Origin of the sequence: Ramlibacter albus, assembly GCF_014297445.1 — a bacterium.
In the GTDB taxonomy this organism is placed as follows: Bacteria; Pseudomonadota; Gammaproteobacteria; order Burkholderiales; family Burkholderiaceae_C; genus Ramlibacter; species Ramlibacter albus.
On record NZ_JACORU010000001.1, the window covers coordinates 714,326 to 740,023 of the forward strand.

The 25,698-nt window shown below is 68.9% G+C and carries 28 protein-coding genes and 1 tRNA gene; 14 read left to right on the forward strand and 15 right to left on the reverse strand.

Features of this window, described 5'->3' with window-relative positions; translation table 11 throughout:
* Positions 1 to 120 precede the first annotated feature (120 nt).
* Genes H8R02_RS03320 through H8R02_RS03340 form a run of 5 tightly spaced genes read right to left on the reverse strand, consistent with a single transcriptional unit; the run spans position 121 to position 3,796 of the window.
* Positions 121 to 1,284, reverse strand: coding sequence for a D-alanyl-D-alanine carboxypeptidase family protein (locus tag H8R02_RS03320; protein WP_187079910.1), 1,164 nt, complete (start codon positions 1,282 to 1,284; stop codon positions 121 to 123).
* Between the two features lie 4 nt (positions 1,285 to 1,288).
* Complete coding sequence (locus tag H8R02_RS03325; RefSeq protein WP_187079911.1) at positions 1,289 to 1,909, reverse strand: alpha/beta hydrolase; 621 nt, start codon at positions 1,907 to 1,909, stop codon at positions 1,289 to 1,291.
* Complete coding sequence (locus tag H8R02_RS03330) at positions 1,906 to 2,244, reverse strand: (2Fe-2S) ferredoxin domain-containing protein (protein ID WP_187079912.1); 339 nt, start codon at positions 2,242 to 2,244, stop codon at positions 1,906 to 1,908. The genes H8R02_RS03325 and H8R02_RS03330 overlap by 4 nt, the downstream gene beginning before the upstream one ends.
* Positions 2,241 to 3,368 carry a VanZ family protein gene (locus H8R02_RS03335; RefSeq protein WP_187079913.1) on the reverse strand — a complete coding sequence of 376 codons (1,128 nt, stop codon included), beginning with the start codon at positions 3,366 to 3,368 and terminating at the stop codon, positions 2,241 to 2,243. The genes H8R02_RS03330 and H8R02_RS03335 overlap by 4 nt, the downstream gene beginning before the upstream one ends.
* A gap of 5 nt (positions 3,369 to 3,373) precedes the next feature.
* A complete protein-coding gene (locus H8R02_RS03340; RefSeq protein ID WP_187079914.1) occupies positions 3,374 to 3,796 on the reverse strand; it encodes a CopD family protein in 423 nt (140 codons plus the stop codon).
* Between the two features lie 272 nt (positions 3,797 to 4,068).
* On the opposite strand from H8R02_RS03340, the gene hemB reads away from it, so the two are divergent.
* From hemB to H8R02_RS03360, 4 genes are read left to right on the forward strand one after another with little or no spacing between them, the layout of a single operon-like run.
* Complete coding sequence (hemB, locus tag H8R02_RS03345; RefSeq protein WP_187079915.1) at positions 4,069 to 5,070, forward strand: porphobilinogen synthase; 1,002 nt, start codon at positions 4,069 to 4,071, stop codon at positions 5,068 to 5,070.
* On the forward strand, positions 5,070 to 6,170 hold the full coding sequence (locus tag H8R02_RS03350) for a magnesium transporter CorA family protein (protein WP_187079916.1): 1,101 nt from the start codon (positions 5,070 to 5,072) through the stop codon (positions 6,168 to 6,170). The genes hemB and H8R02_RS03350 overlap by 1 nt, the downstream gene beginning before the upstream one ends.
* Positions 6,171 to 6,181: 11 nt before the next feature.
* Positions 6,182 to 6,931 carry a DUF72 domain-containing protein gene (locus tag H8R02_RS03355; protein WP_187079917.1) on the forward strand — a complete coding sequence of 250 codons (750 nt, stop codon included), beginning with the start codon at positions 6,182 to 6,184 and terminating at the stop codon, positions 6,929 to 6,931.
* A complete protein-coding gene (locus tag H8R02_RS03360) occupies positions 6,928 to 7,494 on the forward strand; it encodes a DUF1003 domain-containing protein (protein WP_187079918.1) in 567 nt (188 codons plus the stop codon). Before H8R02_RS03355 ends, H8R02_RS03360 begins: the two co-directional genes overlap by 4 nt.
* On the opposite strand, the gene H8R02_RS03365 is transcribed toward H8R02_RS03360, so the two are convergent.
* The 3 genes from H8R02_RS03365 to H8R02_RS03375 are packed head-to-tail and all read right to left on the reverse strand — an operon-like array spanning position 7,485 to position 9,693.
* Positions 7,485 to 8,135 (reverse strand): glutathione S-transferase family protein, encoded by a 651-nt coding sequence (locus tag H8R02_RS03365; RefSeq protein ID WP_187079919.1) that lies wholly within the window; start codon positions 8,133 to 8,135, stop codon positions 7,485 to 7,487. The two genes, H8R02_RS03360 and H8R02_RS03365, sit on opposite strands and share 10 nt — an antisense overlap.
* Positions 8,135 to 9,013: an amidohydrolase family protein gene (locus tag H8R02_RS03370; protein WP_187079920.1), complete on the reverse strand. Its 879-nt coding sequence runs from the start codon at positions 9,011 to 9,013 to the stop codon at positions 8,135 to 8,137. The genes H8R02_RS03365 and H8R02_RS03370 overlap by 1 nt, the downstream gene beginning before the upstream one ends.
* Positions 9,010 to 9,693 carry a dienelactone hydrolase family protein gene (locus H8R02_RS03375; RefSeq protein WP_187079921.1) on the reverse strand — a complete coding sequence of 228 codons (684 nt, stop codon included), beginning with the start codon at positions 9,691 to 9,693 and terminating at the stop codon, positions 9,010 to 9,012. The genes H8R02_RS03370 and H8R02_RS03375 overlap by 4 nt, the downstream gene beginning before the upstream one ends.
* 82 nt (positions 9,694 to 9,775) lie before the next feature.
* Between H8R02_RS03375 and H8R02_RS03380 the strand changes: the two genes are divergently transcribed.
* The 3 genes from H8R02_RS03380 to H8R02_RS03390 are packed head-to-tail and all read left to right on the forward strand — an operon-like array spanning position 9,776 to position 11,651.
* Positions 9,776 to 10,522, forward strand: a complete 747-nt coding sequence (locus tag H8R02_RS03380) for an SDR family oxidoreductase (protein ID WP_187079922.1) — start codon at positions 9,776 to 9,778, stop codon at positions 10,520 to 10,522.
* The gene (locus tag H8R02_RS03385; protein WP_187079923.1) at positions 10,522 to 11,022 is read left to right on the forward strand and encodes a MaoC family dehydratase; all 501 of its coding nucleotides are present in this window, start codon (positions 10,522 to 10,524) and stop codon (positions 11,020 to 11,022) included. The genes H8R02_RS03380 and H8R02_RS03385 overlap by 1 nt, the downstream gene beginning before the upstream one ends.
* Complete coding sequence (locus tag H8R02_RS03390) at positions 11,022 to 11,651, forward strand: MarC family protein (RefSeq protein ID WP_187079924.1); 630 nt, start codon at positions 11,022 to 11,024, stop codon at positions 11,649 to 11,651. The genes H8R02_RS03385 and H8R02_RS03390 overlap by 1 nt, the downstream gene beginning before the upstream one ends.
* On the opposite strand, the gene H8R02_RS03395 is transcribed toward H8R02_RS03390, so the two are convergent.
* Genes H8R02_RS03395 through H8R02_RS03415 form a run of 5 tightly spaced genes read right to left on the reverse strand, consistent with a single transcriptional unit; the run spans position 11,648 to position 15,746 of the window.
* On the reverse strand, positions 11,648 to 12,199 hold the full coding sequence (locus tag H8R02_RS03395) for a Crp/Fnr family transcriptional regulator (RefSeq protein WP_187079925.1): 552 nt from the start codon (positions 12,197 to 12,199) through the stop codon (positions 11,648 to 11,650). The two genes, H8R02_RS03390 and H8R02_RS03395, sit on opposite strands and share 4 nt — an antisense overlap.
* Positions 12,200 to 12,207: 8 nt before the next feature.
* Positions 12,208 to 12,837, reverse strand: coding sequence for an ABC-type transport auxiliary lipoprotein family protein (locus H8R02_RS03400; RefSeq protein WP_187079926.1), 630 nt, complete (start codon positions 12,835 to 12,837; stop codon positions 12,208 to 12,210).
* Positions 12,834 to 13,790, reverse strand: coding sequence for an MlaD family protein (locus H8R02_RS03405; protein WP_187079927.1), 957 nt, complete (start codon positions 13,788 to 13,790; stop codon positions 12,834 to 12,836). The genes H8R02_RS03400 and H8R02_RS03405 overlap by 4 nt, the downstream gene beginning before the upstream one ends.
* A 22-nt stretch (positions 13,791 to 13,812) precedes the next feature.
* On the reverse strand, positions 13,813 to 14,640 hold the full coding sequence (locus tag H8R02_RS03410) for an ABC transporter ATP-binding protein (protein ID WP_187079928.1): 828 nt from the start codon (positions 14,638 to 14,640) through the stop codon (positions 13,813 to 13,815).
* Entirely contained in the window at positions 14,637 to 15,746 is a 1,110-nt protein-coding gene (locus H8R02_RS03415) for an MlaE family ABC transporter permease (RefSeq protein ID WP_187079929.1), read from the reverse strand. Before H8R02_RS03415 ends, H8R02_RS03410 begins: the two co-directional genes overlap by 4 nt.
* A gap of 58 nt (positions 15,747 to 15,804) precedes the next feature.
* On the opposite strand from H8R02_RS03415, the gene H8R02_RS03420 reads away from it, so the two are divergent.
* The 6 genes from H8R02_RS03420 (at position 15,805) to H8R02_RS03445 (ending at position 23,816) form a co-directional block, all read left to right on the forward strand.
* On the forward strand, positions 15,805 to 16,587 hold the full coding sequence (locus H8R02_RS03420) for an enoyl-CoA hydratase/isomerase family protein (protein WP_187079930.1): 783 nt from the start codon (positions 15,805 to 15,807) through the stop codon (positions 16,585 to 16,587).
* A 2-nt stretch (positions 16,588 to 16,589) separates the two neighbouring features.
* Positions 16,590 to 18,377: an acyclic terpene utilization AtuA family protein gene (locus H8R02_RS03425; RefSeq protein WP_187079931.1), complete on the forward strand. Its 1,788-nt coding sequence runs from the start codon at positions 16,590 to 16,592 to the stop codon at positions 18,375 to 18,377.
* Between the two features lie 106 nt (positions 18,378 to 18,483).
* Positions 18,484 to 19,848 (forward strand): M10 family metallopeptidase, encoded by a 1,365-nt coding sequence (locus H8R02_RS03430; RefSeq protein WP_187079932.1) that lies wholly within the window; start codon positions 18,484 to 18,486, stop codon positions 19,846 to 19,848.
* Positions 19,849 to 19,897: 49 nt separating this feature from the next.
* A complete protein-coding gene (locus H8R02_RS03435; RefSeq protein ID WP_187079933.1) occupies positions 19,898 to 21,439 on the forward strand; it encodes a CoA-acylating methylmalonate-semialdehyde dehydrogenase in 1,542 nt (513 codons plus the stop codon).
* Positions 21,440 to 23,065: a GMC family oxidoreductase gene (locus tag H8R02_RS03440; RefSeq protein WP_187079934.1), complete on the forward strand. Its 1,626-nt coding sequence runs from the start codon at positions 21,440 to 21,442 to the stop codon at positions 23,063 to 23,065.
* Between the two features lie 211 nt (positions 23,066 to 23,276).
* Positions 23,277 to 23,816 carry a DUF2946 family protein gene (locus tag H8R02_RS03445; protein WP_187079935.1) on the forward strand — a complete coding sequence of 180 codons (540 nt, stop codon included), beginning with the start codon at positions 23,277 to 23,279 and terminating at the stop codon, positions 23,814 to 23,816.
* Positions 23,817 to 23,858: 42 nt separating this feature from the next.
* On the opposite strand, the gene H8R02_RS03450 is transcribed toward H8R02_RS03445, so the two are convergent.
* Complete coding sequence (locus H8R02_RS03450; protein ID WP_187080587.1) at positions 23,859 to 24,779, reverse strand: c-type cytochrome; 921 nt, start codon at positions 24,777 to 24,779, stop codon at positions 23,859 to 23,861.
* Between the two features lie 120 nt (positions 24,780 to 24,899).
* Between H8R02_RS03450 and H8R02_RS03455 the strand changes: the two genes are divergently transcribed.
* Positions 24,900 to 24,975 (forward strand) — tRNA-Arg (locus H8R02_RS03455).
* Between the two features lie 9 nt (positions 24,976 to 24,984).
* Here H8R02_RS03455 and cuyB read toward each other — a convergent pair.
* Entirely contained in the window at positions 24,985 to 25,698 is a 714-nt protein-coding gene (gene cuyB / locus H8R02_RS03460) for a cysteate racemase (protein ID WP_187079936.1), read from the reverse strand.

Genomic DNA, 25,698 nt, shown 5'->3' on the forward strand with positions numbered 1-25,698 from the left:
TAACGTCCCTAAAACGTTGGATTCTGGAATCCGCAGAGCGGAAAAACGGAAAAAACCTTCCCGCCCCAATCGCGGGAAAGCCCTCTAGTATATCCGGGTGCGGGGAAACCCGCTAGCTGGTTACTTGACCCACAACCTGACTGCGTCCCAAGCGCGGCGCAGCACACCGGCCTGTTCCACGGCCTGCAGAGCCACGAGCGGCACTTCGCCGAGCACCTGCTCGCCGGCGCTCACCTTCAGCGTGCCCACCTGCTGGCCCTTGGCGAAGGGCGCGATCAGGGGGTCGGCGCGGGCCACCTGCGTCTTGACCTTGCCCGACGACCCCGCCGGAACGGCGACCACGATCGGCGCGGCAGGCTGGCCGAGCTTTACGGTTTTCTCGGAACCCTTCCACACCGGCGGCTCCACGACGGCCTGCCCAGCATCGAAGAGCTTCAAGCCTTCCCAAGCCATGTAAGCCCAATTGAGTAGTTTCTGCGCCTCGTTGGCCCTCGCGACCTCGCTCGAGGCGCCCAGCACGATCGCCAGCACGCGCCGGCCGGGCAAGTTGGGGAAGTCGCGCTTCGCGGTGGCGATGAGGCAATAGCCCGCCGCGTCCGTGTGCCCGGTCTTGAGCCCATCGACCGTGGGGTCGCGGAACAGCAGCATGTTCCGGTTCGTGTCGTTGGTCGGCGGCGTCCCCTCGTAGCGGTACTTCTTGATCGAATAGAAGCCGAGGTATTCCGGGAAGTCCTTGATGAGCCGAGTGGAAAGGATGCCGAGGTCACGCGCCGTCGTGGTGTGGCCCGGCTCAGTGAGCCCATCCGGGTTCTTGTAGGTGGTGTTCTTCATGCCGAGCGCCTTCGCCTGCTGGTTCATCAGCTCCACGAAGTGCTCGACGCTTCCACCCACACCCTCGGCCAGGACGATCGTGGCGTCATTTCCCGACTGCACGATCATGCCCTTGATGAGGTCCTCCACCGGCACCGTCATCTTGGGATCGATGAACATCCGCGAGCCCGGCGTCTTCCATGCGCGCGCGCTCACCGGCAGCGATTGCTTGATGTCGATCTTCTTCGCGCGCAGGGCGTCGAACACCACATAAGCCGTCATCAGCTTGGTGAGCGACGCCTGTTCGATGGGCGAATCGATCTCCCTGGCCGCAAGAACCTGGTTGGCCGAGACGTCCATCACCAGCCAGCTGCGCGCGGCCACTTCGGGCGGCTGCGGAATCTGTGCACCGGCGGAAACGGCAAGGAAGGCAAGCACCGGTGCGCACAGCACCCGGAGGAGAAAACGTGTCATCGACTCAGCGCAGGTGCCGCAGCACCAGGTTCTTCAAGAGCGGCAATTGTCCGTGAAAGAAATGCTCGCCCCCGGGGACGACGGTAACCGGAAGCGACTGCGGGCGCGCCCAGTCCATCACGGAGGCGAGCGGCACGGTGTCGTCCTGCTCGCCGTGGATGACGAGCGTGCGCACGTGCGCCTCGGCCGGCACGGGCGGTACCTGGAAGCGCGAGGCCGCGGTGCCCACGAGCACGATGTGCTCGATCTCGCGCGTGGTCCACAGCGATTGCAGCGCGCGCACGGTCACGAACGAGCCGAACGAGAAGCCGGCCAGCGCCAGGCGGCCGTCGTGCGCGGCGCCGGTAACGACAGCCAGCAGGTCATCGACCTCGCCGTTGCCGTCGTCGTGCTGCCCCTCGCTCTTGCCGACGCCGCGGAAATTGAAGCGCACCGCGGTCCATCCACTCTGGACGAACGCGCGCGCGATCGTCTGCACCACCTTGTTGTCCATCGTGCCGCCGAAAAGCGGGTGCGGATGCGCGATCACGGCGGTGCCGCGCGTCTCGCCTTCGGGCCGGTCACGCTGGCACTGCAGCCTGCCGGCGGGGCCGGCGAGCTCGAAGCGCTCGGTGTACGCGTTCATCGGCCCAGGTGCGGCGGCGTCAGCAGCCGCTCGACGACCTTGCCGTTCTTCAGGTGCGACTCGACGATCTCGTCGATGTCCTTGTCGTCCACGTACGTGTACCAGGTCTCGCCGGGGTAAACCACCGCCACGGGCCCCGCCGCGCAACGGTCCATGCAGCCCGCGCGGTTCACTCGCACCTTGCCGGGACCGTTCAGGCCGGCGGCCTTCACCTGGGACTTGCAGCGCGCGAACGCGCCTTCGGCGTTGTGGTCGGCGCAGCACGCCTCGCCGTTGTCGCGCTTGTTGAGGCAGAAGAAGACGTGGTACTTGTAGTAGCTGGGAGGCGCGCTCATTCCGCGATTCTAGAAGGGGGGTCCCGCCGCGAGACCCTCAGCAGCACGTACACCAGCGTGGCGTAGGGCCACAGCCAGCCCAGCCACTGCGCAAGGCCGTGGAAGCGGATGAAGCGGCCCTGCTCCCACGCCTGCAGCGTGTGCGCGAAGTACGCGCTGGCGGGTGCATGGTTCAACAGGCTCAGGTGCACGACGAGCGCGACCAGCACCACGGCAGCGCAGCCGCGGCGCGGCGTGACCACCATTGCGAGCGCGAGCAGGAAACCGAAGCCGAAGCCCACGCGCACGGGTAGCGTCACCCACGCCCATGCATGCGACGGCCCCCAGCTCAACGCGGCCGACAGCGCAGTCGCAGCGGCACCCACCAGCACCACGATGGCGGCGAATGCAGCGCGTCGGCCCGGATGCCGGATGATCGAATAGCCGAGCAGGCACGGCACGAGCACGCCGAGCGCCACGCAGATCATCTCCATGCCCGGCACGAGCGGCTGCAGCTCCACTTCGCGCACCGGCACCCACTCGAGGAACGGCGTGTCCTGCAGCCATTCGCCCAGCGCTTGCTCGACGCGCTCGAGCACCTGCCCCAGCCCGAGCGGCACGGAGGCCGGGAACAACAGCGCGAACGGCCAAAGCGCGAGCAGCACGAGCGCGCCGCGCGCGTGGTCGATGAACCAGCGTGTGCGGAAGCTGCTCCAGCGGTCGATCGCGCCCGCGACTTCGAGCCCAGCCGCCACGATGGCCCCCGCCAGCGCCCCCGCGGTGTTGAGCGCGAAGTCGACGTTGGACGGCACGCGGTTGGGCAGGAAGGTCTGCAGGGCCTCCATGCACAGCGACAGCAGCGCCGCGACGGTGGTGGCCACGGCCACCGCCGCCCAGTTGTTCGTGGGCGCGAACCGAAGCGAGCCGCGGCGGATGAAACTCAGCGCGAGCAGCACGCCCAGCGGCGCATAGCCGACCAGGTTCGCGGCCACGTCGAAGCCGGTCCAGTATTTCGGCAGCGGGCTCGCCAGGAAGGCGAACGCCGGGATGCCCTGGTCATGCCAGCCACTGAAGGGGTAGAGACTCGCGTAGACGACGAGCGCCGCGTACGCCAGCGACAGCGGCCAGGCCGAGGTCTTGTGCATCCAGCTTAGAACGGCTTGAGGACGACGAGGATGACGACGACGACGAGCAGGACGATCGGGATCTCGTTGAACCACCGGTACCAGCGGTGGCTGCGCTGGTTCGCGTTCGCCTCGAACTTGCGCAGCAGCACGGCGCACGCGTGGTGATAGCCGACGATCAGCACCACCAGCGCCACTTTCGCGTGCATCCAGCCGCTGCCCTCGCCGATGCCGATGCCCAGCCACAGCCAGAGGCCCAGCGCGAGTGCGGGCACGGCCAGCAGCGTGGTGAACCGAAGCAATTTGCGCGACATGAGCAGCAGCCGCTGGTACTCGGCCGTGGAGCCCGGCTCCACCATCGCCAGGTTGACGAAGATGCGCGGCAGGTAGAACAGGCCGGCGAACCAGCTGGCGACGAAAACGATGTGGAATGCCTTGACCCAGAGCATGGGGCGACAGTCTACGGCGACTCAAAAAAAACCCCGGCCATCAGCCGGGGTTCGAAGCCTTTTTGCTGTCACACATTAAGGCACCCGCTCAGGGAGGAAAAGCGGGGAGCGGCAAGCCGCCCGCGCGAAATTTAACAGACCGTGCGGTCGGTTTCAAGCATGAGCCAGCCGCCCCCGGACGGTCGGCGGGCGGGCCATGGGAGACAAGTCATGCAAGTGATGCACCTGATCCAGCGCAAGTGCGCGCCGCGGCAGTGGGGCACAATTTTCGTATGACCGCCTACGCCACCTATCCGAACGGACGCCCCCGGCGCCTGCGCCGCGACGACTTCACCCGCAACCTCGTGCGCGAGCACGCGGTCACGCCGCACGACCTGATCTACCCGGTGTTCGTGCTCGACGGCCAGAAGCGCCGCGAGGCCGTGCCGTCGATGCCGGGCGTGGAGCGCGTCAGCCTCGACCTGCTGTTCGGCGTGGCGGAGGAATGCGTCGCGCTGGGCGTCCCGGTGATGGCACTCTTCCCGGTGATCGACCCGCAGCTGAAGACACCCGACGGCCGTGAGGCGTTCAACGAGAAGGGGCTCGTTCCGCGCGTGGTGAGCGCACTGAAAGAGCGCTTCCCGCAACTCGGCGTGATGACGGACGTGGCGCTCGACCCGTTCACCAGCCACGGCCAGGACGGCCTGCTGGACGACACGGGCTACATCCTCAATGACGAGACCGTGGAAGTGCTGGTCAAGCAGGCGCTCGTGCAGGCCGCGGCGGGTGTCGACATCGTTGCCCCCTCGGACATGATGGATGGCCGCATCGGCGCCATCCGCCAGGCGCTCGAGAAGGACCGGCTGATCCACACGCGCATCATGGCGTACAGCGCCAAGTACGCGAGCGCTTTCTACGGCCCGTTCCGCGACGCGGTCGGCTCCGCCGCGAACCTGGGCAAGAGCAACAAGAAGGTCTACCAGATGGACCCCGGCAACACCGACGAGGCGCTGCGCGAAGTGGCGCTGGACATCGCCGAGGGCGCGGACATGGTGATGGTCAAGCCCGGCATGCCGTACCTCGATGTCGTGCGGCGCGTGAAGGACGAGTTCCGCGTGCCCACCTTCGCGTACCAGGTCTCGGGCGAGTACGCGATGCTCAAGGCCGCCGCGCAGAACGGCTGGCTGGACCATGATGCGGTGATGATGGAGTCGCTGCTGGCCTTCAAGCGTGCCGGCGCCGACGGTGTGTTGACGTACTTCGCTCTCGACGCCGCTCGCAAGCTGAAGTCCTGATGCGCATCGTCGAATTCTCGGGCGGCACGCTGCGCTTCCTGGACACGGTCCCGCAGCACCCGCCCGCCTCGGGCTTCGTCTGGATCTACCTGGAGCGAGACGCCCTCGACGCGCACCTGTCCACCCTGCAGCACGCGGCGCAGGTGCTCGGCGGCTCGCAGCTGCTGGACCTGCACGTGAAGGACCTCGCGAACCGCTCGCACCCTTCGCGCTACGACTACACCTCGGTCTACGACCTCGTCATCTTCCGCCGCCTGGCGACCGAGCCCGAGACGCGTGCGGAGCTCGGTGCGATGCCCGACGCGCAGCCGCAACCGCTCGCCATCTTCAATCGCCTGCGCACACGGGCCGTGGGCTTCGTCGTCTTCGACCGGCTGCTGATCTCGGTCCATCCTTCGGACTGCTACGCCGCCCGCGAATTCGTCGACCGCTATGTCGGCGACGCCGTGCAAAGTGCGGGCGTCAACGTCGCCGCACGCAGCCGACTGCCCACGGGTGCGGCCGACCTGATGCTGCGCATGCTGAACCTGATGGTGGACAGCTACCTCGACATGCGCCGCGACCTCAACTCGGGCCTCGACCTCTGGCAGCAGCAGCTGCTCGCGCCGCACTCGCACACGGCCGACTGGGGCGCGTTGCTCTCCGCGCGCAACTCGCTGCATACGCTGGAAGACCTGTGCGACGAGCAGCACGATGCCGTGCAGGAATGGCTGGACAGCCAGCAGGAGCAGCCGGCGACGTGGATGCCGCAGGCCGACCGCGACGTCCTGATCGCCCGCGCCCGCGACGTGGTGGACCACATCCAGCGCGTGCTGCACCACGTGCGCCGCATGGAGCAAAGCGCCGAGACGGCGGTGCAGATCCACTTCTCCGCACTGGGCAACCGCACCAACGAGATCATGCGCACGCTGACGGCGCTCACCGCCATCTTCCTGCCGCTGAACCTCATCGCCGGCATCTTCGGCATGAACTTCCAGTTCCTGCCGCTGATCCACCGCGACACCGGTTTCTGGTGGACGCTCGGCAGCATGCTGTTCATCGCGGTCGTTCTCGGCGTCGTGTTCTGGCGCAAGCGCTACCTCGCGCGCAGCGGCCGCTGAAAGCCAGGACGATGCAGCCCGGCGCCATCCACGTGGGCTGCGCCGGCTGGAGCCTGCCGCGCGAGTTCCAGCACGAATTCGCGCCCGGCGAGAGCCACCTGCAGCGGTATGCGAGCCGCTTCGATGCGACCGAGATCAACAGCTCCTTCCACCGCAGCCACAAGGAATGGGTGTGGCGGCGGTGGGCGGATTCCGTGCCCGCCGGTTTCAGCTTCTCGGTGAAGCTGCCCAAGGCGATCACGCACGAGCGTCGGTTGGCGGATTGCGAGCACCTGCTCGACGCGTTCCTCGTGGAGGCCCGCCTGCTGGGCGACAAGCTGGCCTGCCTCCTGGTGCAGCTCCCGCCGAGCCTAGCGTACGACTCGGATGTTGCGAGCCGGTTCTTTGCAATGCTTCGCGCGCGCTACGAAGGCGACGTCGCGCTCGAACCGCGCCACGCAAGCTGGTTCGAGCCCCACGCGGATGCGATGCTCGCCTCCCTCCGTGTGGCACGCGTGCTCGCCGACCCCGTGCGGCACGAGCCCGGGCGAGCACCCGGCGGCTGGCCGGGCGTCGTCTACGTGCGCCTCCACGGCTCGCCGCGTGTGTATTACTCCGCGTACGACCCCGCGTGGCTGGGAACGCTTGCGGCCCGTATCCGGCGCGCCGCCGATGACGGACAGCGCATGTGGTGCATCTTCGACAATACGGCGTCCGGCGCCGCCACCGGCGACGCGCTCACGCTGCTGCGCCACCTCGCGCCAGGGAGACCCACGCCATGAGCCACCACCGTTTCCAGAACTACCGCACGCCGCGCGACGCCGAGGAGCTCACGCGCCAGAACATCGAGGCCATGCGCCGGCTCGAGGAGCTGGCCAAGGCCAAGCGCGGGTTCGCGGACCGGATGGCGGAGTTCGTCGCCACCTTCTGCGGCAGCATCACCTTCGTCTGGATCCACGCGGCGCTCTTCGCGGCCTGGATCGCGTGGAACGCGGTGCCGGGCACCTTCCACTTCGACCCGTATCCCTTCACATTCCTCACGCTGTGCGTGTCGCTGGAAGCGATCTTCCTCTCGTCCTTCATCCTGATCGCGCAGAACTACGAGATGCGCGTGAGCGAGCGGCGCAACCAGCTCGATTTGCAGATCAACCTGCTCGCCGAGCAGGAAAACACGAAGATGCTGCAGTTGCTCGAGCGCATAGCGAAGCACGTGGGTGCATCGCCCGGTGACGACCCCGAAATCCGCGCGCTGGAACAGGCGACGCGCCCGGAGACGCTGGCCAGGCAGATCGAGGATGCGTACCGGGCGGCCAGCGGGCAGCCGCCGGCGAAACATCACACGTAAGGCGGCTTGAGTGCCTCGATGTCGAAGACGCGCTTCACCGCCGGCCGCTCCAGCATCCGCTGCAGGTAGGGGCCCAGGTTCGGGAAGTCGCGAGCCTTGCCCGTATCGAAATTGCGCGTCCAGCGGCACAGTGTGAACACGTAGGCGTCGAGAGCGCTGTACCGCTCCCCCGCGAACCACGGCCCGCCGGTGCGTGCCAGTTCATCGTCCAGCTGCCGCAGCTGCGCGAGCACCTTGCGCTGCGCCTGCAGCTTCACTTCCGCAGCCGCCGCAGCATCGCCCTCCTTCACCCAGCGGTCCGGGTAGAAGTAGACGATCAGCGTGGCCTGCAGGGTGTTCGTGAGCCACGCCAGCCATTTGTAGAAGTGCGCGCGTTGCGCAGTGCCCAGCGCCGGCGCGAGTTGCGCCTTCGGGTTCGTGTCGCACAGGTGCAGCACGATCGCCGCGGTCTCGTACAGCACGAGCTCGCCGTCACGCCACACGGGCAGCAGCCCGTTGGGGTTCATGCGCAGGTAGTCGGCGCTCTTGTGCGCGTCCTTCGTACGGTCGACGAGCACGCGCTCGTAGGGCGCGCCGATTTCCTCCAGCACGATGTGCGGGATCATCGCCGCCGTGCTGGGGTAGTAGTAAAGGGTGGGCATCAGGGTGTCTTGAGTCCGAAGAGGTTGGCGCCGTTGTCCCAGGCGATGCGCCGCGCCATGTCCGCGGGCAGGTCGCCGAGCCACACGCGGTAGCCCTTCATGGTGTCGTCGTAGTACTGCCAGCGCTGGTTCACCCAGGTGTCCGAGCCGAGCAGGAACCGCGTCGCATACTTCGTGAGCAGCTGGCGCCATTCGGGGCACAGCTTGCCGCCTTCGCACGTGAGCCCCGGGCGGTACGAGAGCTCGCCCATCAGCAACGGGTAGCGCGCGAAGAGCTGGTCCACGCGCGCCACGGGCACGCCGCCGATGCCCGTGTGCGCCCAGATCACGCGCGCCTTCTGGCCCTTCGACGCGGTGTGCGCCATCAGCTTGTCGATGGCGACGTCGTCCACGTGCGCGAGGACCACGAGGTCCTTCTCCTCCGCCAGCGCCATCAGCTTGCGGGCGACCGGCCCGTCGGCATTGGCGCTGTCGTACAGGTGGAACTCGCCCAGCCCGCGGAACGCGCCCGACGCGGTGCCGCGCGACAGCTCCGTGAGCACCATCTGGTGGATGGTCTCGTCGCGGAACCAGTTGTCGTAGTCGGCGCGGTTGCGGTACAGGCGCACGAACGGCACGACGGTGATGCCCGCCTGCTTCACCTCCGCGGCCGAGGCGAGGTTCTTCGTGCCGTCGTTCGGCCGCGAGTTGGCGACGATCGCGTGCACGCCGTTGCGCTTCATGCGCGCCACGACATCCGGCACCGGGTGCGGCCCGGCGCTGCCGTTCCACGCCTCTTCGTTGTAGTGCAGGTGGGCGTCGAAGATCGGCCCCGCGTAGTCGGCCGCCGCGGCAAACAGCGGGAAGGCGAGCAGGGCCGCGCCGAGCGCGCGCCTCATCCCACGTGCTTGCGGAAGAACGCCAGCGTGCGCTCGCGGGCGAGCTTGGCCGCCTCCGCGTTGTACGACGCGCGCTGGTCGCAGTTGAAGCCGTGGTTGGCGTTGTACACGTGCACCTCCACCTCCGGGTGCTTTTGCTTGAACGCCTCCACGCTGTCCAGCGGGATCCAGTGGTCCTGGTCGCCGAAGTGCGCGAGCACCGGGACCTTGGGCTTGCGCGCCACTTCGTCCGGCGTGGTCACGCCGCCGCCGTAGTAGGGCGCCGCCGCCGACAGGCCGTTGGCCAGGCAAGCGGCGCGCCACGTGAGCAGGCCACCCCAGCAGTAGCCGACGATGCCCACCTTGCCGGCCTGCGCGGCGTGGTCGATCGCCGCCTGGATGTCCTGCATCACGCCCGGCGCGGGCAGCGCCTCCACGGCCGTCTTGAGCGCGAAGCCGGCCTGCATGTCTTCCTGCGAGTAGCCGAGGTCCACGTCCGGTTTGACGCGGTGGAATGTGGACGGCGCGACGGCGAGGTAGCCGTCGGCCGCGTAGCCGTCGGCCACCGAGCGGATATGCGAGTTGACCCCGAAGATCTCCTGCAGCACCACGATGCCGCCGCGCGGCTTGCCCGCCGGCTTGGCCACGTAGGCGGGAATGGACTGGCCGTCGGCGGCCTTGAGCTGGATGAATTCGCCCATGAATGTTCTCCTTGATTCGTCGGGACTGCAAAAGGCGAATAATGCGGCGTGCCGCGCAGCGGCGCAACCCGGAGGTACTGCAGTGCAACAGGTCATGCTCGTCACCGGCGCAAGCCGCGGCATCGGCGCGGCAACCGCGCGCCTGGCGGCGAAACACGGTTATGCCGTGGCGGTGAACTACACCAGCAACGAAGCGGCCGCCGCCCAGGTGGTGCGCGACATCGAGGCGGCGGGCAGCCGCGCCTTCGCCGTGCGCGCCGACGTCGCCAGCGAGGCGGACATCCTGGCGATGTTCGAGCAGGTGGACAAGCGGCTGGGCCGGCTCACCGCGCTCGTCAACAACGCCGGCGTCGTGGACATCACCCAGCGCGTCGACGAGATGAGCGCGGCGCGGCTCAAACGAATGTTCGACATCAACGTGATCGGCAGCATCCTGTGCGCGCGCGAGGCCGTGCGGCGGATGAGCACGCGGCACGGCGGCCCCGGCGGCGCCATCGTCAACGTTTCGAGCGCGGCCTCCCGCCTGGGCTCGCCGGGCCAGTACGTGGACTACGCGGCGGCCAAGGGCGCCATCGACGCCTTCACGCTCGGGCTGGCAAAGGAAGTGGCCGCGGAAGGCATCCGTGTCAACGCCGTGCGCCCCGGCCTGATCGAAACCGACATCCACGCCTCCGGCGGCATCCCGGACCGCGTCGAGAAACTGAAGCACCACGTGCCGATGCAGCGCGGCGGCTCGGCCGAGGAAGTGGCGCAGGCCATCCTCTGGCTGCTGTCGCCGCAGGCCAGCTACACCACGATGTCGCTCGTGGAAGTCTCCGGGGGCCGCTGATGACCATCCACTACTACTGGGAAGACCTCGTGCCGGGCAGCGTGCGCGAGCTGGGCTCGTTGAGCGTGAGCGCGGAGGAAATCAAGGAGTTCGCCGAGCAGTACGACCCGCAGCCCTTCCATCTCGACGAGCTCGCCGGCCGCCGCTCGATCTACGGCAACCTGTGCGCGAGCGGGTGGCAGACCTGCGCGCTGGCGATGCGCCTGACGGTCACCAATTTCCTCAACGAGTCGTCCAGCATGGGCTCGCCCGGCCTGGAGTCGCTGCGCTGGCTCAAGCCGGTGTACCCCGGCGACACGCTCACGCTCAAGCACACCACGATCGAGTCGCGCGGCATGCGCCGGCGGCCCGACATCGGCCTCGTGCGCTCGTCGTGGGAGATGTTCAACCAGAACGGCGACAAGGTGCTGCACATGGAGGGCTGGGGCATGTTCCGCCGCCGCGAGCCCGCCACCGCCGAGGAGATCGAGCGGCTGAACGCCGAGCGCAGCGGCGCCTGATGGATTTCAAGCCGCTCCTCACCCTGCTGGCGATCGTCAACCCGCTCGCCATCGTCCCGTTCTTCATCCACTACACGCAGGACTTCACGCGCGCGCAGCGGCGCCGCACCGTGGGCGTTGCCTCGTTCTCGGCGTTCGTGGTGATCGCCGCGAGCGCGCTGCTGGGCATCCGTGTACTGGAGTTCTTCGGCATCTCGCTCGCGAGCTTCCAGGTCGGCGGCGGCATGCTGCTGCTGACCAGCGCGCTCAACATGCTCAACGCGCAGCCGGCCGAAGCGAAACCGAACACCAAGGAACTGCAGGACGGCGCGGAGAAGGCCGCGATGGGCGCGAGCATCGCCGTGGTGCCGCTGACGATCCCCCTCCTCACCGGCCCGGCAACGATCTCCACCGTGGTGATCTACGCCGAACGCGCGCAGACGGTGCTGCAGATGGCGACGCTGGTCGGCTACGGCGTTGTGATCGGCCTGGCGACCGCGGTCTGCTTCACGCTGGCGGAGCCCATCGCGCGCTTCCTCGGCAAGACGGGCATCAACGTGATGACGCGGCTCATGGGCCTGATCCTCGCGGCGCTGGCGGTCGAGGTGATGGCCGACGGCCTGCACAAGCTCTTCCCCGCGCTGCGCTAGCGCGTTCTCAGCACCTTCACCAGCTGGTTGCTCGTGTTGCGCAGGCGCTGTGCCAGCACCTGCGTGAGCTTCACGAGCAGCTTCGCGCCGATCGCGGGATGCCGCTGGATCAGGCTGGCCAAGGCACCGCGGCTGAGCACGCCTGCCTCCACTTCGGTGATCGCGCGGCAGCTGGCATAGCGCGGCTCGCCGTCGAGCATCGACATCTCGCCCAGCGTCGCGCCTTCGCGCAGCACGGCGATGCGCGTGATGTCGCCCGGCTCGTGCGCGTCGGTTTCGGTGCCGATCTTCTGCTTGCCCACATCCACGGTCCCGCGCAGCAGCAGCATCAGCCAGTCGCTCGTGTCGCCCTCGGCGATGAGCACCTGCCCCGGCTGCGCCTTCACGTGCAGCATGGAGGCGCCCAGGATGTCCGCCTCCGCCGGCGAGAAGTCGTGCAGCAGCGCCGCGTTCTGCATCAGGCCCGGACACTGCGACAGGCGCTCGCACTGGCCCGACACCTCCAGCCCGGCGGCCTGCAGCTGTTCCTGGACTGGCGCGGCTGCCATGGCGGCGCTCAGCGGCCCTGCGTGCCGATCCAGCGCGCGATCTCGCCGGCGGCGGCCTCGGTCGCGGCCGCAAGGGCACGCACGCCGCCGGGCGCGTCGGGCGTGGGCGCGGGCCGCTGCAGGTTGAAGCTGCGCTGCCCGAGCAGGCGCTCGCCGCCCGGCGTGTTCTCCAGCAGCGTACAGCGCAGCCGCAGCAGGCCCGTGCTGCGCTCGGCGCTTTCGAAGTAGTGCGAGAACTCCTCCAGCTCCACGCGCAGCACGAGCGGCGCGCGGCTGCCGCTGCGCGCCAGTGCCGCGGCGTCGGGCCCGTCGAGCACCAGCCGCTCGCGGCCGAGGATCTCGCGCAGCCGCTGGCGCACCAGCAGCGCCGGCTGCGCGCTCCAGCGCGCGAAGGCGTAGGGGCGCAACTGCGTCGCATCGGCGTAGCCGAGGCGGTACATCATCGACGTGCCCTCGAGCGAGCCGGCGGCGTCCACGTCGCCGAGCACGAGCGCGGGCAGCGTCGGCGTCACCTGCGTCGGCTCGCCGGTGAGCGGGCCGAAGTCGTAGAGCGTGGGGCGCACGGGCTTGTCCGGCAGCGCGCTGCACCCGGCCAGCAGCACTGCGGCCACCACGGCGAGCCAGGGCCGGCCCTTCATCGCGCACCCCCGGGCGTCGCGAACCCGGGCTCGCCGGGCCCCGGCTCGGTCTTGCCGGTGCCGAAGATGAGGGACTGCGGGTTGTCGCTGATGCTGCTGGCCGTGCGCCCGAGCTGCCGGACCGCGCGGCCGGCGTCCTCGGTCACGCGGTTCAGGCGCGGCAACGTGGCCGAGTTGAACGAGTCGGCGGCATGCGACAGCGCCTGCGTGCCTTCGGCGAGCCGGTCGATCGGCCCGTCCTTCTGGTTCAGGCGGCGCGCGGTGGCGCCGAAGTCCGCGGCCGTGCGGCCGATCTCGTCGGCGCTGCGCTGCACGGACTTCATCGCCGGCACGGCTTCGGCCAGCGCGGGGTCGAGGCGCTTTTGAACCGTGGCGTCGAGGCGCGACGCGAGCTGGTTCGCGCTGTCGGCCGCTTGCCCGAGGTTGCCCAGCGCCAGGGTCAGCTTCTTCTGGTTCTCGTCGTTCAGCAGGCGGTTGACCCGCTCGGCGACCTCGCTCACGCGGTCGACGATCACCTCGCCCTTTTCTTCCAGCTTGGCCAGCAGGCCCGGCCGCAGCGGGATGCGCGGCGGATTCGCCTCGTCGGGTTGCAGGCGCGTCGGCTGCTGGCCGTTGTCGTCGAGCTGCACGAACGCCAGACCGGTCACGCCCTGGAAGCTGAGCGTGGCGAAGGTGCCTTTCGTCATGGGGGCCTCGCGCTCGACCTGCAGCCGGATCAGCACATTGCCCTGCTGCTTCGGGTCGAAACCGATCCTCGACACCTTGCCGACGTCCACGCCGCGGTAGCGCACCGGCGCCTGCTCCTGCAGGCCGGTGACGCTTTCCTTCGTGGAGATCTCGTACGTGTCGCGCACGCCCGTCTCCCGCGTCAGCCAGGACGCGAGCGCGAGCAGCAGGAACGTCATCAGCACCACGAAGATGCCGGCGGCCATTGCATGGGCTTTGTTTTCCATGGCCTCTTGTACCCTTTCTTTTCTAAATGGCGAACGGGTATTCGCGCAGCAGTTCCATCGCCCGCTGCCCCCGCTCGCCGAGGAAGAAGTCCTGGATGAACGGGTGCGGCACGCCGATCACCTCCTTGGGTGGGCCGGCGACGATCACCCGCTGCTCGGCCAGCACCGCGATGCGCGTGGACAGCTCGAACAGCGTGTCGAGGTCGTGCGTCACCATCACCACCGTCAGCTCCAGGTCGCGGTGCAGCGAGCGCAGCAGCCGCACGAAGGCGTCCGAGCTGTCGGGGTCCAGCCCCGCCGTGGGCTCGTCCAGCAGGAGCAGGGGCGGGTCCATGATGAGCGCCCGTGCCAGGGCCGCCCGCTTGATCATGCCGCCCGACAGCTCGGCCGGCATCTTGTCGGCGTCGGTCGCCTTCAGGCCGACCATCTGAAGCTTCACCATCGCCGCTTCGCGCACCAGCGCGGTGGGCAACGTCTTGAGCTCGCGCAGCGGGAAGGCGATGTTCTCCAGCACGCTGAAGGCCGAGAACAGCGCCCCGTGCTGGAACAGCATGCCGATGCGGCTGGCCGCGCCCTTGCTGGAGAGCTTTTCCAGCGGCTGGCCGAGCAGGCGGATCTCCCCCTGCGCGGGCCTCTCCAGCCCCAGGATCTGCCGCAGCAGCACCGTCTTGCCGGTGCCCGAGCCGCCGACGATGGAGAGGATCTCGCCGCGCTTGACCGTCAGGTCGAGGTCGCGGTGGATGACCACGCGCCGCTCCGCCGTCTCGAACACGGACCAGAGCTTGCGGATTTCCACCATCGGCTGGTCGGCCTCGGGCAGTTGGCTGACGGCGACGTCCTCTTCGCTCATATCCCGACGTTGCTGAAGAGCACTGCGAACAGCGCATCGACCAGGATCACGACCGTGATCGCCGTCACGACCGACGCCGTCGTGCCCTCGCCCAGGCTCTGCGTGTTCGGCTTCACGCGCAGGCCGAAGTGGCAGCCGATCATCGCGATGAGGATGCCGAAGAACACCGACTTGACGGTGGCCAGCACGAGGTTCTGCACGTTCACGGCGTCGGGTAGCGCCTTGAGGAAGAACAGCGGCGTGATGCCCAGCGACAGGTCGGCCGCGATCATGCCGCCGATGAGGCCGCTGACGGTCGTCCACGCGCTGATCAGCGGCATGGCGATGGCCAGCGCGATCGCGCGCGGCATCACGAGGCGGAAGCTGTGCGAGATGCCCATCACGCGCATGGCGTCGAGTTCGTCCGTCACGCGCATCACGCCGATCTGCGCGGTGATCGCGGAGCCGGAGCGGCCGGCGATCAGGATGGCGGCCAGCATCGGGCCGAGCTCGCGCACGAGCGCGATGCCCAGGATGTTCACGATGTACGCGTCGGCCCCGAACTGCCGCAGCTGCTGCGACGTGAGGTAAGCCAGCACGATCCCGATCAGGAAACCCACCAGCGCCGTGATCGGCAGCGCCGTCGCGCCGATGCGGTACAGGTGGCCGGAGAGGTCGCGCCACGGCCCTTCGTGCGGCGCCCGCCACAGCCGGATGATGTTGAGCGTGAGCTGCCCGATCAGCCGGACGAAGCCATGCACGTGGCCGCCGAACCGCAGCAGCCGCGCGCCGAAGGCGAGGTAGAGGTCGCGCAGGCCCGCCCGGCGGCGACCCGGCGGGTCCACGGTGTACTGCGCCACCCTGTCCAGGATGGTCCGCTGCGAGGGCAGCAGCTCCAGGCGCTCCGGCCAGCGGCGCTGCCAGTGGTCCCACAGCAGCTGGGCGCCGACGTGATCCAGCTGGCGGGCCTCCCGCAGGTCCCACAGCCGTCCGGGGCCCGGGGCCGGCAGCGCCGACAGCAGGCGGCGCACGACGCGGCGGCGGCCGAACTGCCCGGCGGTCCATTCCCCGAGCAGGCGTACGGCGTCCGGCGCGGTCGAGTCGATGCGGGGCGTGGCGTCCACCATGGTCAGCCTGTCATCCTAACGGCTGCGCTGGCGCCGGTGGGGCTGTATAAGGCGCTTCATGAGCGATACCCTTCATTCGAATGACGTGCTGGTGCAGCGGCGCGGGCACGTTCTGTGGCTCACCGTCAACCGCGAGGAGCGCCGCAACGCCCTGAGCCCTGACGTGCTGGCGGGGATGACAGCCGCGATCGAGGGCGCCCAGTCGGACCGGGACGTGCGCGCGATCGTCGTCACCGGCGCGGGCGACAAGGCCTTCTGCGCGGGGGCCGACCTGCAGTCCGGCAAGACTTTTTCCACCGACTACTCCGAGCCCTATGGCCGCATGGGCAAGCTGCTGCGCGCGGCGCGGGCCAGCAACGTGCCGCTCGTCGCGCGCGTCAATGGCGCCTGCATGGCGGGGGGCATGGGCCTGCTGGCGATGTGCGACATGGCAGTGGCCGCGCCGCATGCCGTCTTCGGGCTGCCCGAGGTGAAGGTGGGCCTGTTTCCCGCGCAGGTGCTCTCGGCGCTGCAACACCTGCTGCCGCGCCGCAAGCTCGCCGAGCTGTGCCTCACGGGCGAACCGGTGGATGCCGCGCAGGCGCTGGAGATCGGCCTGGTGAACCACGTGGATGCGGACCTCGACGGCCGGCTCGAATGGCTGCTCGCCCGCCTGCTGGACAAGTCGCCCGCCGGCATCCGGCGCGGGCTGTACACGTTGAAGCGGATCGAATCGATGCCCTTCGAGGAGTCGATGGCGTTCACCGAGAGCCAGATCTCGCTCTTCACGCTGACCGAGGACGCGAAGGAAGGGCAGAAGGCATTCCAGGAGAAACGCAAGCCGCAGTGGAAGGGGCAGTGAGCATGGGCATGACCGTTCGGATCGGCGGGGCGTCGGGCTTCTGGGGCGACAGCAGCGTCGGCGCGCCGCAACTGGTGGCCAAGGGCAATGTCGACTACCTGGTGTTCGACTACCTGGCCGAACTCACGATGTCGATCCTCGCTGCGGCGCGGGCGAAGAACCCGGAGCTGGGCTACGCCACCGACTTCGTCACGGTCACGATGCGCGCGGTGCTGCGCGACGTCGTGGCCAAGGGCATCCGCGTCATCAGCAATGCGGGCGGCGTGAACCCGGAGGCTTGCGCGAAGGCGATTGCCGCGCTGGCCGCGGAGCTGGGCGTCGACGTGAAGGTGGCGGTGGTCACGGGCGACGACGTGATGCCGCTGCTGCCGCAGTTGCGCGACGAGGGCGTGGCGGAGTTGCAAAGCGGCGCGCCACTGCCCGCGCGCGTGCTCACGGCGAACGCGTACCTCGGCGCGTTGCCGATCCGCGCGGCGCTGCAGGCCGGCGCGCAGGTGATCGTCACCGGGCGCTGCGTCGACAGCGCCGTGACGCTCGGCGCGCTGATGCACGAATTCGGTTGGTCCGCCGAGGACTACGACCGCCTCGCGCAGGGCAGCCTCGCCGGCCACATCCTCGAGTGCGGCTGCCAGGCCACGGGCGGCCTGCACACCGACTGGGAGCGCGTGCCGGACTGGGCGCACATCGGCTACCCGGTGGCCGAGTGCTCGGAGGACGGCAGCTTCGTCGTCACCAAGCCGCCGGGCACGGGCGGCCTCGTCGACACCGCGGTCGTCGCCGAGCAGATGCTCTACGAGATCGGCGACCCGCGGCGGTACCTGCTGCCCGACGTCACCTGTGACTTCACGCAGGTGCGCATGGTGCAGCAAGGGCCCGATCGCGTGCACGTGAGCGGCGCGCGCGGGCTCGCGCCGGGGCCGCATTACAAGGTGAGCGCGACGTACGCCGACGGCTTCCGCTGCAACGGGCAGCTCACCATCATCGGTTTCGACGCGGCGCGCAAGGCACGCCGCACGGGCGAAGCGATCCTCGAGCGCACGCGCGAGCTTTTCGCGGCCCAGGGGCTGGACGACTACACCCGCACGCGCATCGAGGTGATGGGTTCCGAGGAGAATTACTTCGGCTCGCATGCGCGCACGCGCGACGTGCGCGAGGCCGTGCTGCGCATCGCCGTGATGCACAAGGACAAGGCGGCGCTGGAGCTGTTCGCGCGCGAGATCGCGCCGGCGGGCACGTCATGGTCGCCGGGCACCACCGGCTCGGGCGATGGGCGGCCCTCGCCCGGACCGGCGATCAAGCAGTACGCTTTCCTGCTTCGCAAGGAGCGCCTGCAGCCCACCGTGCTTGCGGGTGGGGCACGCACGGAAGTGGCGGTGCCTTCCGGCCAGGAAGAAGTACCTTCACCGCCGCGGCCCGACACCGGTGGCGGCTGCGCACCGCAAGAGGACACCATCGAGGTGCCCTTGGTACGCCTCGCCTGGGCGCGCAGCGGCGACAAGGGCAACAACTCCAACATCGGCGTCATCGCGCGCCGGCCCGAATGGCTGCCGCTGCTGCGCGCACAACTGACACCCGAGCGCGTGAAGGAATGGCTGTCGCACCTGGTCGAAGGCGAGGTCACACGCTACGACGTTCCGGGGATTGATGCTTTCAACTTCCTTTGCACGCGCGCGCTCGATGGCGGCGGCATGGCGTCGCTGCGCAACGACCCGCTCGGCAAGGGCACGGGGCAGATCCTGCTCGCCATGCCGGTGCGCGTGCCGCGCGCGATTGCGGAACTTGCGAGCTAACACGCAAGTTCAAGCGACGTGCGATTGCGCACTCGATCACCAAAATTGCGGATGAAGTTTTGACGAGTCCTGCCTAGAGTTGACCGACGGCAAGAAGTAGTCGCCGTTGGAGCAGGCAGTGGGCTGGATCGAGGTGGACGCGGACGCACTGCACGCGCCGGGCCTGGAGGGGCCGGCGGCGTCGGGCGGCGATGTGCCTGCCGTTCCCGCGCCGCCCGCACCGTCGTCGACAACCGTGGACCTTCGTACGCTGCAGGCAAGCGACTTCGCCGCGCTCGTTGAAGGCCACGTATGGGGCACCGCGCGCGACGCCGACGGCCGCATGGTCCTCACTTATTCGTTTGCCGGCGCCGGCGCGAGTTTCCTTGCGAGCGATGCCTTCGCGGCCACGGCGTCCGCGATGGCCGCTGCCGACCGCGCGACGGTGCGCGCCGTGCTGGACACGATCGAGGCCGTGGCCGCCGTCCGCTTCGTCGAAGTCGCCGACGCCGGCCCGCAAGGCAGCACGCTGCGCTACGCGTACTCGAGCCGGCCGCTCGACATGGGCTTCGCCGGCTACGCTTTCTTCCCCTCCGCCGCCGCGCAGGCCGGGGACGTGTGGATCGGCAGCACCCTCGCGACGAGCGACTGGGACTTCTACCGCGCCGACCTCGTGCTGCACGAGACGCTGCACGCGCTCGGCCTGAAGCACCCGTTCGAAGGCACCCGGCAACTGGCCGCCGCGGACAACGTCATCCCCAACACGGTCCTGAGCTACTCGGTGCTGCCAGGCGAGGGCGACGGCACCCTTTCGCGCTACCCGGTCGAGCCGATGCCGCTCGATGTCCAGGCCTTGCAGGCGCTCTACGGCGCTGCGCAGCACGCGCAGGGCGACACAACCTACCGGCTCGCCGATCCCGCCTGGCAGCGCGGCTTCCATGTGATCTGGGACACCGGTGGCGCCGACGTGCTGGACGCCCGCGGCGTCGCCACCGGCGTGCACCTGGACCTCGGCGCCGGGACGCGCAGCGACATCGGCGCGGTCGTGTACGCGGCCGCGGTGCAGCGGGACGGCACGATGGTGTCGGGCGCCTACCACCGCACGCTGGCCATCGCGCAGGGCGTCACGATCGAGCACGCAACAGGCACTTCGTTCGACGACGTGCTCGTTGGCAATGCGGCGAACAACGCGCTGGTCGGCGGCCGCGGCGACGACCGGCTGCTGGGCGGCGCGGGCGACGACTGGCTGGCCGGCGGGGAGGGCATCGACTGGCTCGATGGCGGTGCAGGCATCGACACCGCGTACTTCACCGGCACTGTCGGCAGCTACGCCTTCAGCGCCGACGCCGATCACATCTACGTGCGTGACCTCGCCACCGGCAGCATCGACACGCTCACGGGCATCGAGCGCGCGGTGTTCGCCGACTTCATCTTCTCGCCCGGCCTGCCGCCGCCCGTGGCACCGGCCGGCGCCCCGGATTTCGCCGGATAGGGCGCGCCGCCGCTGGAGGTAGACTGGCCTTCCTCCAAGGAAGACCCGCATGAACGCTCCCGACAAGTCCGCCTCCGGGGCGGCCCTCTCCTCCATCGAACACTGGATCTCCGGCCGCGTGGTGCCCGGCACGAGCGGCCGCCGCGCCGACGTCTTCAACCCCGCGACAGGCGCGGTCAGCGGCCGCGTGGCACTGGCGAGCGCGGCCGAAGTGGACGCCGCGGTGAAGTCCGCGCAGGCTGCCTTCCCCGCGTGGGCCGACACGCCGCCGATCCGCCGCGCGCGCGTGATGTTCAAGTTCCTCGAACTGCTCAACACGCACCGCGACGAACTCGCGCGCACGATCACCGCCGAACACGGCAAGGTGTTCACCGACGCGCAGGGTGAAGTCACCCGCGGCATCGACATCGTCGAATTCGCCTGCGGCATCCCGCAACTGCTCAAGGGCCAGTACACCGACCAGGTCTCCACCGGCATCGACAACTGGACGATGCGCCAGCCGCTGGGGGTGGTGGCCGGCATCACGCCGTTCAACTTCCCGTGCATGGTGCCGATGTGGATGTACCCGGTGGCGATCGCGGCAGGGAACTGCTTCGTCCTGAAGCCCAGCCCGCTGGACCCGAGCGCGTCGATCCTGATGGCGCGCCTGCTCAAGGAAGCGGGCCTGCCCGACGGCGTGTTCAACGTCGTGCAGGGCGACAAGGATGCCGTGGATGCGCTGCTCGAGCATCCGGACGTCAAGGCGATCTCCTTCGTGGGCTCCACGGCCATTGCCCAGAAGATTTACGAAACCGGCGCGAAGCACGGCAAGCGCGTGCAGGCCCTGGGCGGCGCGAAGAACCACATGGTGGTGATGCCCGATGCGGACATGGACCAGGCCGTCGATGCCCTCATCGGCTCGGCGTTCGGCTCGGCCGGCGAGCGCTGCATGGCGATCTCGCTGGGCGTGCTGGTGGGCGATGCGGCCGACCGCATCATGCCCGCGCTGCAGAAGCGCACGCAGGAGCTGAAGATCAAGAACGGCACCGAGCTCGATGCCGAGATGGGCCCGATCGTCACCAAGGTGGCGCACGAGCGCATCGCCGGCTACATCGCGCAAGGTGCGACCGAGGGCGCAAAGCTCGTCGTCGACGGCCGCCAGTTCAAGGGCGCGATGGCCGGCACGGGTTGCGACAACGGCTTCTGGCTCGGCGGCACGCTGTTCGACAACGTCACGCCCGAGATGAAGATCTACAAGGAAGAGATCTTCGGCCCGGTGCTCGGCTGCGTTCGCGTGAAGGACCTCGCGGGTGCGGTGGACCTGATCAACTCCCACGAGTACGGCAACGGCGTGTCCCTCTTCACGCGCGACGGCAACACGGCGCGCGAGTTCTCGCGGCGCGTGCAGGTGGGCATGGTCGGCGTGAACGTGCCGATCCCGGTGCCGATGGCCTGGCACGGCTTCGGCGGCTGGAAGAAGAGCCTGTTCGGCGACATGCACGCCTACGGCGAAGAGGGCGTGCGCTTCTACACGAAGCAGAAGTCGATCATGCAGCGCTGGCCGGAGAGCATCGGCAAAGGGGCCGAGTTCGTGATGCCCACTGCAAAATAAGTGAGCGACACAACCTTCGACTACGTCATCGTCGGCGCCGGCACGGCCGGCTGCCTGCTCGCCAACCGCCTCACGCGCGACGCGAGCGTGCGCGTGCTGCTGATCGAAGCGGGGCGGCGCGACGACTACCACTGGATCCACATCCCGGTGGGCTACCTCTATTGCATCGGCAACGCGCGCACCGACTGGCTCTATTACACCGAGCCGGACGCGGGCCTCAACGGCCGCAAGCTGCGCTACCCGCGCGGCAAGACGCTGGGCGGCTGCTCCAGCATCAACGGCATGATCTACATGCGCGGCCAGGCGCGTGACTACGACGGCTGGGCGCAGGTGACCGGCGACGCCGGCTGGCGCTGGGACAACGTGCTGCCCTACTTCAAGCGGCACGAGGACTATTACAAGGGCGCCGATGCGATGCACGGCGCCGGCGGCGAGTGGCGCGTGGAGCGCCAGCGCCTGCGCTGGGACATCCTCGATGCGTTCGCCGCCGCGGCGCAGGAAGCGGGCATCCCGCACAGCGAGGACTTCAACCGCGGCAACAACGAGGGCGTGGGCTACTTCCAGGTCAACCAGAAGGACGGCTGGCGCTGGAACACGGCCAAGGCCTTCCTGCGGCCCACTTGCTACGGCCGGCCGAACTTCGAGATGTGGACGAGCGCGCACGTCGCGAAGCTCGTGATCGACGTGCAGGCCGACGGCAGCAAGCGCTGCACCGGCCTGCAGGCGTGGACCGGGCAGGAGATGACGACCGTCACCGCGACGAGAGAAGTGATCCTCTGCGCCGGCAGCATCGGCTCGCCGCAACTGCTGCAGCTGTCGGGCATCGGCCCGGGAGCGCTGCTGCAGGAGCTGGGCATCCCGGTCGTGCACGACCTGCCGGGCGTGGGCGAGAACCTGCAGGACCATCTGCAGATCCGCGCCGTGTACAAGGTCGACGGCGTGGCGACGCTCAACACGCTGGCCTATTCTTGGTGGGGCAAGATGAAGATCGGCCTCGAGTACGCGCTCAAGCGCAGCGGCCCCATGAGCATGGCGCCTTCGCAGCTGGGCGCCTTCACGCGCAGCTCGGCCGAGCAGCCGTGGCCGAACATCGAGTACCACGTGCAGCCGCTGTCGCTCGACGCGTTCGGCGAACCGCTGCACGCGTTCAACGCGTTCACGGCCAGCGTGTGCAACCTCAACCCCACGAGCCGCGGCTGGGTGCGCATCCGCACGCCCAACTTCGCGGATGCGCCGGCGATCGCGCCCAACTACCTGAGCACCGAGGAGGACCGCAAGGTCGCGGCCGACTCGCTGCGCGTGACGCGCCGCATCGCCGCGCAGCCGGCGCTGGCGAAATACAAGCCGGTGGAGTGGAAGCCCGGGCCGCAGTACGAAAGCGACGAGGACCTCGCGCGTCTCGCGGGCGACATCGCCACCACCATCTTCCACCCCGTAGGGACAACGAAGATGGGCAGCGACGACGATCCGATGGCCGTGCTGGACTCGCAGCTTCGCGTGCGCGACATCGCGGGCCTGCGCGTCGTCGACGGAGGTGCCATGCCGACCATCACGAGCGGCAACACCAACTCGCCCATCCTGATGATGGCCGAGAAGGCTGCCGAGTGGATCGCGCGCACCGGTTGAGCTAGCGAAGCGCGGGAAACTCCCGATGCTGGTGCATGGGGTTTGCCGGTAGAGTCCACGGACTCGCAATGACGCCCCGCCAAAGGGCGCCAGGGGACGAGGGACCGAGGAGACAAACCACAACTCCAACGATTGCCTGGCAGGGCAAATGAACACTCCAAGGCGCCGCTTCATGCGGCGCTTTTTATTTGTCGCGGCCGGATAATGGGCCATGGACGACATCGTTCGGCAAGCGATGGCCAAGTGGCCCAACGTGCCGCACTGCTATGGCTGGCTCGGCCTCGACGCACGCGGCAATTGGTACATGCGGGACGACCGCACGCAGGCGGCAGGGCCCTTCCCCGTTGCGAAGGGTTCGCTGCTGCGGCACGAGAAGCTCGTCGAGTTCATCCACCGCAACTACGAGCGCGACGATGCGGGCCAGTGGTTCTTCCAGAACGGGCCGCAGCGCGTGTACGTGGAGCTGGAGGCCACGCCTTTCGTGTGGCGCATCGGTGGCGAGCGTCAGGTCACGGCGCATACCGGGCGCGCGCCGCAGACCGTGCGCGAGTGCCTGGTCGACGAGGCCGGCCGCGTTTACCTCGACACCGACATCGGCCTTGGCATCGTGCACACGCTCGATGTCGAAGCCGCGGCCGATGCGATCGAGCAAGGGGCGTGGGTGCCGCGCGAGGTGGCTGCGGCGCAGCTACCCGAGCGCTACCGGTTCGTGACCAGCCCTGCGGCATTGCGCGTTCGCGCGCAGGCATGAAAAAAGCCGGTCGCGTGACCGGCTTTCCTTGGGCTCCCTGGCTTACTTGGCTGCGGCGGCCATGTATTCGACCGCCGCCTTCACTTCGGCGTCCGAAGCGGTGCTGCCACCCTTGGGCGGCATGGCGCCTTTGCCCTTGATGGCGCTCTGGACGAGCGCGGGCACGCCTTGCGCCAGGCGGGGCGCCCAGGCGGCCTTGTCGCCGAATTTCGGCGCACCGGCAACGCCGGCCGCGTGGCAGGCGACGCAAGCCTGCTTGTAGAGGGCCTCACCGCCGCCGGCGGCAGCCGTGGCAGGCGCGGCTGCAGGGGCAGGAGCGGCAGCGGGTGCAGGCGTGGCCGCAGCGACGGCCGTGGCAGCCGGCGCCGCAGCGGACGCAGGTGCAGCAGCCTGGGCACCGGAGGCAGCAGGGGCGGCCGCGGCGGAAGCGGCAGGACGCTGCGGCTCGGCGAACTTGGCGCCGGCGGCGTTGGCCATGTACGCGACGCCGCGCGCGATCTCGATGTCGTCGAAGTCGCCGCCGGCCTGCGCGGGCATCGCGCCCTTGCCCTTGAGCGCCGAAGCGACGAGCGCGTCGAAACCGGTCTTGATGCGGTTGGCCCACGAAGCGGCGTCGCCCAGCTTCGGAGCACCGGCGGCGCCGGACGTGTGGCACGCCGTGCACTGCGCCTTGAACACTTCCTCGCCGGTCTTGAGCGGCCGGTTGGCGTCCCGGATCTCGACCGCGCCGACCTTGCGGATGCGCTCGGCGGTGCCGCGCTCGATGTCCTGGGCCGTCAGGCCGCCCAGTGCGTACTTCTCGACGTCGGTGCTGCCGGCCGGCTTGCTGTCGGAAACGACATAGGACACGAGCGCGATGATGATGAACACCGGCACGAAGAACGCGAAGAACACCGTCGCGAGCAGCTGGCTGGGGGTCTTGATCGGGCCGGTGTGGGCTTCTTCGTGCGTCGTGTCGCTCATGGCGTCCTCGGGCAATGCGTAGGCTGGAGTCAAATCAACCTTCGATTATAGCCAGCGGGTGCGGGGCAACCCTGAGGGTGCGGCGATGGGCGATAATGCGCAGCTCGCAACGCGAGCAATGCGGCTGTAGCTCAGTGGATAGAGTATTGGCCTCCGAAGCCAAGGGTCGTGGGTTCGATCCCCGCCAGCCGCGCCAGGTTTTCTTCTATGCGTCCCAGCCGGGCCGATGCCACTTGCGCTCGAGCGCGTAGTTCACGGCCGCGCGCGCCAGCTCCAGCGAGCTGTCCATCAGGTGCAGGCCCAGCGTGTCGGTGTACTTCGCCGCGATCGGGATCTCCGTGCAGCCCATGATCACTGCGGTCGCGCCCTGCTCCTTCACTACGGCCAGCGCCTTGCCCAGGCTCGCGCCGCCGTCCTTCATCTCGCCCGCCTTGATCTGCCGGATGCAGTCGTCCACGAAGGGCTGCGTGGCCGCATCGGGCACGCCATGGGGAATGCGGCGCTCGTCGAGGGCGGCCTGGTAGAAGCCGGAGGCCAGCGCGCCGCGCGTCGCGAGCACCGCGACCTTTCCCGCCGCCTCCTTCGGGATGGCCGCGACGCAGGCCTTGGCGATGTGCAGGATCGGCACCTTGCTGCGCTCGCTCATCTGGGCGTACCAGTGGTGCGACGAGTTGCAGGGGATGGCGATCACGCCCACGCCCGCCCCGTTGAGGAAATCGATGCCTTCGAGCAGCTGCGGCAGCGGGTCCTTGCCCACGCCGAGGATCGAGCGCGAGCGGTCGTGCACGTGGGGCAAGCTCGCGACCACCACCGGCAGGTGGTCCTGGTCGCGCCTGGCCGGTGTCAGCGTCACCAGCTTGTCCATGAAGTCCACTGTCGCTGCCGGGCCCATCCCTCCGAAGACACCGATTCGCGACAT

Bases quoted from the DNA above. Each gene is read 5' to 3' on its own strand.
- H8R02_RS03360 (WP_187079918.1), top strand. From the start codon at position 6,928: ATGAGCCACCACCGTTTCCAGAACTACCGCACGCCGCGCGACGCCGAG.
- H8R02_RS03340 (WP_187079914.1), bottom strand. From the start codon at position 3,796: ATGCTCTGGGTCAAGGCATTCCACATCGTTTTCGTCGCCAGCTGGTTC.
- H8R02_RS03355 (WP_187079917.1), top strand. From the start codon at position 6,182: ATGCAGCCCGGCGCCATCCACGTGGGCTGCGCCGGCTGGAGCCTGCCG.
- H8R02_RS03420 (WP_187079930.1), top strand. From the start codon at position 15,805: ATGAGCGATACCCTTCATTCGAATGACGTGCTGGTGCAGCGGCGCGGG.
- H8R02_RS03435 (WP_187079933.1), top strand. From the start codon at position 19,898: ATGAACGCTCCCGACAAGTCCGCCTCCGGGGCGGCCCTCTCCTCCATC.
- H8R02_RS03395 (WP_187079925.1), bottom strand. From the start codon at position 12,199: ATGGCAGCCGCGCCAGTCCAGGAACAGCTGCAGGCCGCCGGGCTGGAG.
- H8R02_RS03445 (WP_187079935.1), top strand. From the start codon at position 23,277: ATGGACGACATCGTTCGGCAAGCGATGGCCAAGTGGCCCAACGTGCCG.
- H8R02_RS03405 (WP_187079927.1), bottom strand. From the start codon at position 13,790: ATGGAAAACAAAGCCCATGCAATGGCCGCCGGCATCTTCGTGGTGCTG.
- H8R02_RS03385 (WP_187079923.1), top strand. From the start codon at position 10,522: ATGACCATCCACTACTACTGGGAAGACCTCGTGCCGGGCAGCGTGCGC.
- H8R02_RS03350 (WP_187079916.1), top strand. From the start codon at position 5,070: ATGCGCATCGTCGAATTCTCGGGCGGCACGCTGCGCTTCCTGGACACG.
- cuyB (WP_187079936.1), bottom strand. From the start codon at position 25,698: ATGTCGCGAATCGGTGTCTTCGGAGGGATGGGCCCGGCAGCGACAGTG.
- H8R02_RS03325 (WP_187079911.1), bottom strand. From the start codon at position 1,909: ATGAACGCGTACACCGAGCGCTTCGAGCTCGCCGGCCCCGCCGGCAGG.
- H8R02_RS03410 (WP_187079928.1), bottom strand. From the start codon at position 14,640: ATGAGCGAAGAGGACGTCGCCGTCAGCCAACTGCCCGAGGCCGACCAG.
- H8R02_RS03390 (WP_187079924.1), top strand. From the start codon at position 11,022: ATGGATTTCAAGCCGCTCCTCACCCTGCTGGCGATCGTCAACCCGCTC.
- H8R02_RS03415 (WP_187079929.1), bottom strand. From the start codon at position 15,746: ATGGTGGACGCCACGCCCCGCATCGACTCGACCGCGCCGGACGCCGTA.
- H8R02_RS03370 (WP_187079920.1), bottom strand. From the start codon at position 9,013: ATGAGGCGCGCGCTCGGCGCGGCCCTGCTCGCCTTCCCGCTGTTTGCC.
- H8R02_RS03365 (WP_187079919.1), bottom strand. From the start codon at position 8,135: ATGCCCACCCTTTACTACTACCCCAGCACGGCGGCGATGATCCCGCAC.
- hemB (WP_187079915.1), top strand. From the start codon at position 4,069: ATGACCGCCTACGCCACCTATCCGAACGGACGCCCCCGGCGCCTGCGC.
- H8R02_RS03450 (WP_187080587.1), bottom strand. From the start codon at position 24,779: ATGAGCGACACGACGCACGAAGAAGCCCACACCGGCCCGATCAAGACC.
- H8R02_RS03335 (WP_187079913.1), bottom strand. From the start codon at position 3,368: ATGCACAAGACCTCGGCCTGGCCGCTGTCGCTGGCGTACGCGGCGCTC.
- H8R02_RS03375 (WP_187079921.1), bottom strand. From the start codon at position 9,693: ATGGGCGAATTCATCCAGCTCAAGGCCGCCGACGGCCAGTCCATTCCC.
- H8R02_RS03320 (WP_187079910.1), bottom strand. From the start codon at position 1,284: ATGACACGTTTTCTCCTCCGGGTGCTGTGCGCACCGGTGCTTGCCTTC.
- H8R02_RS03330 (WP_187079912.1), bottom strand. From the start codon at position 2,244: ATGAGCGCGCCTCCCAGCTACTACAAGTACCACGTCTTCTTCTGCCTC.
- H8R02_RS03425 (WP_187079931.1), top strand. From the start codon at position 16,590: ATGGGCATGACCGTTCGGATCGGCGGGGCGTCGGGCTTCTGGGGCGAC.
- H8R02_RS03400 (WP_187079926.1), bottom strand. From the start codon at position 12,837: ATGAAGGGCCGGCCCTGGCTCGCCGTGGTGGCCGCAGTGCTGCTGGCC.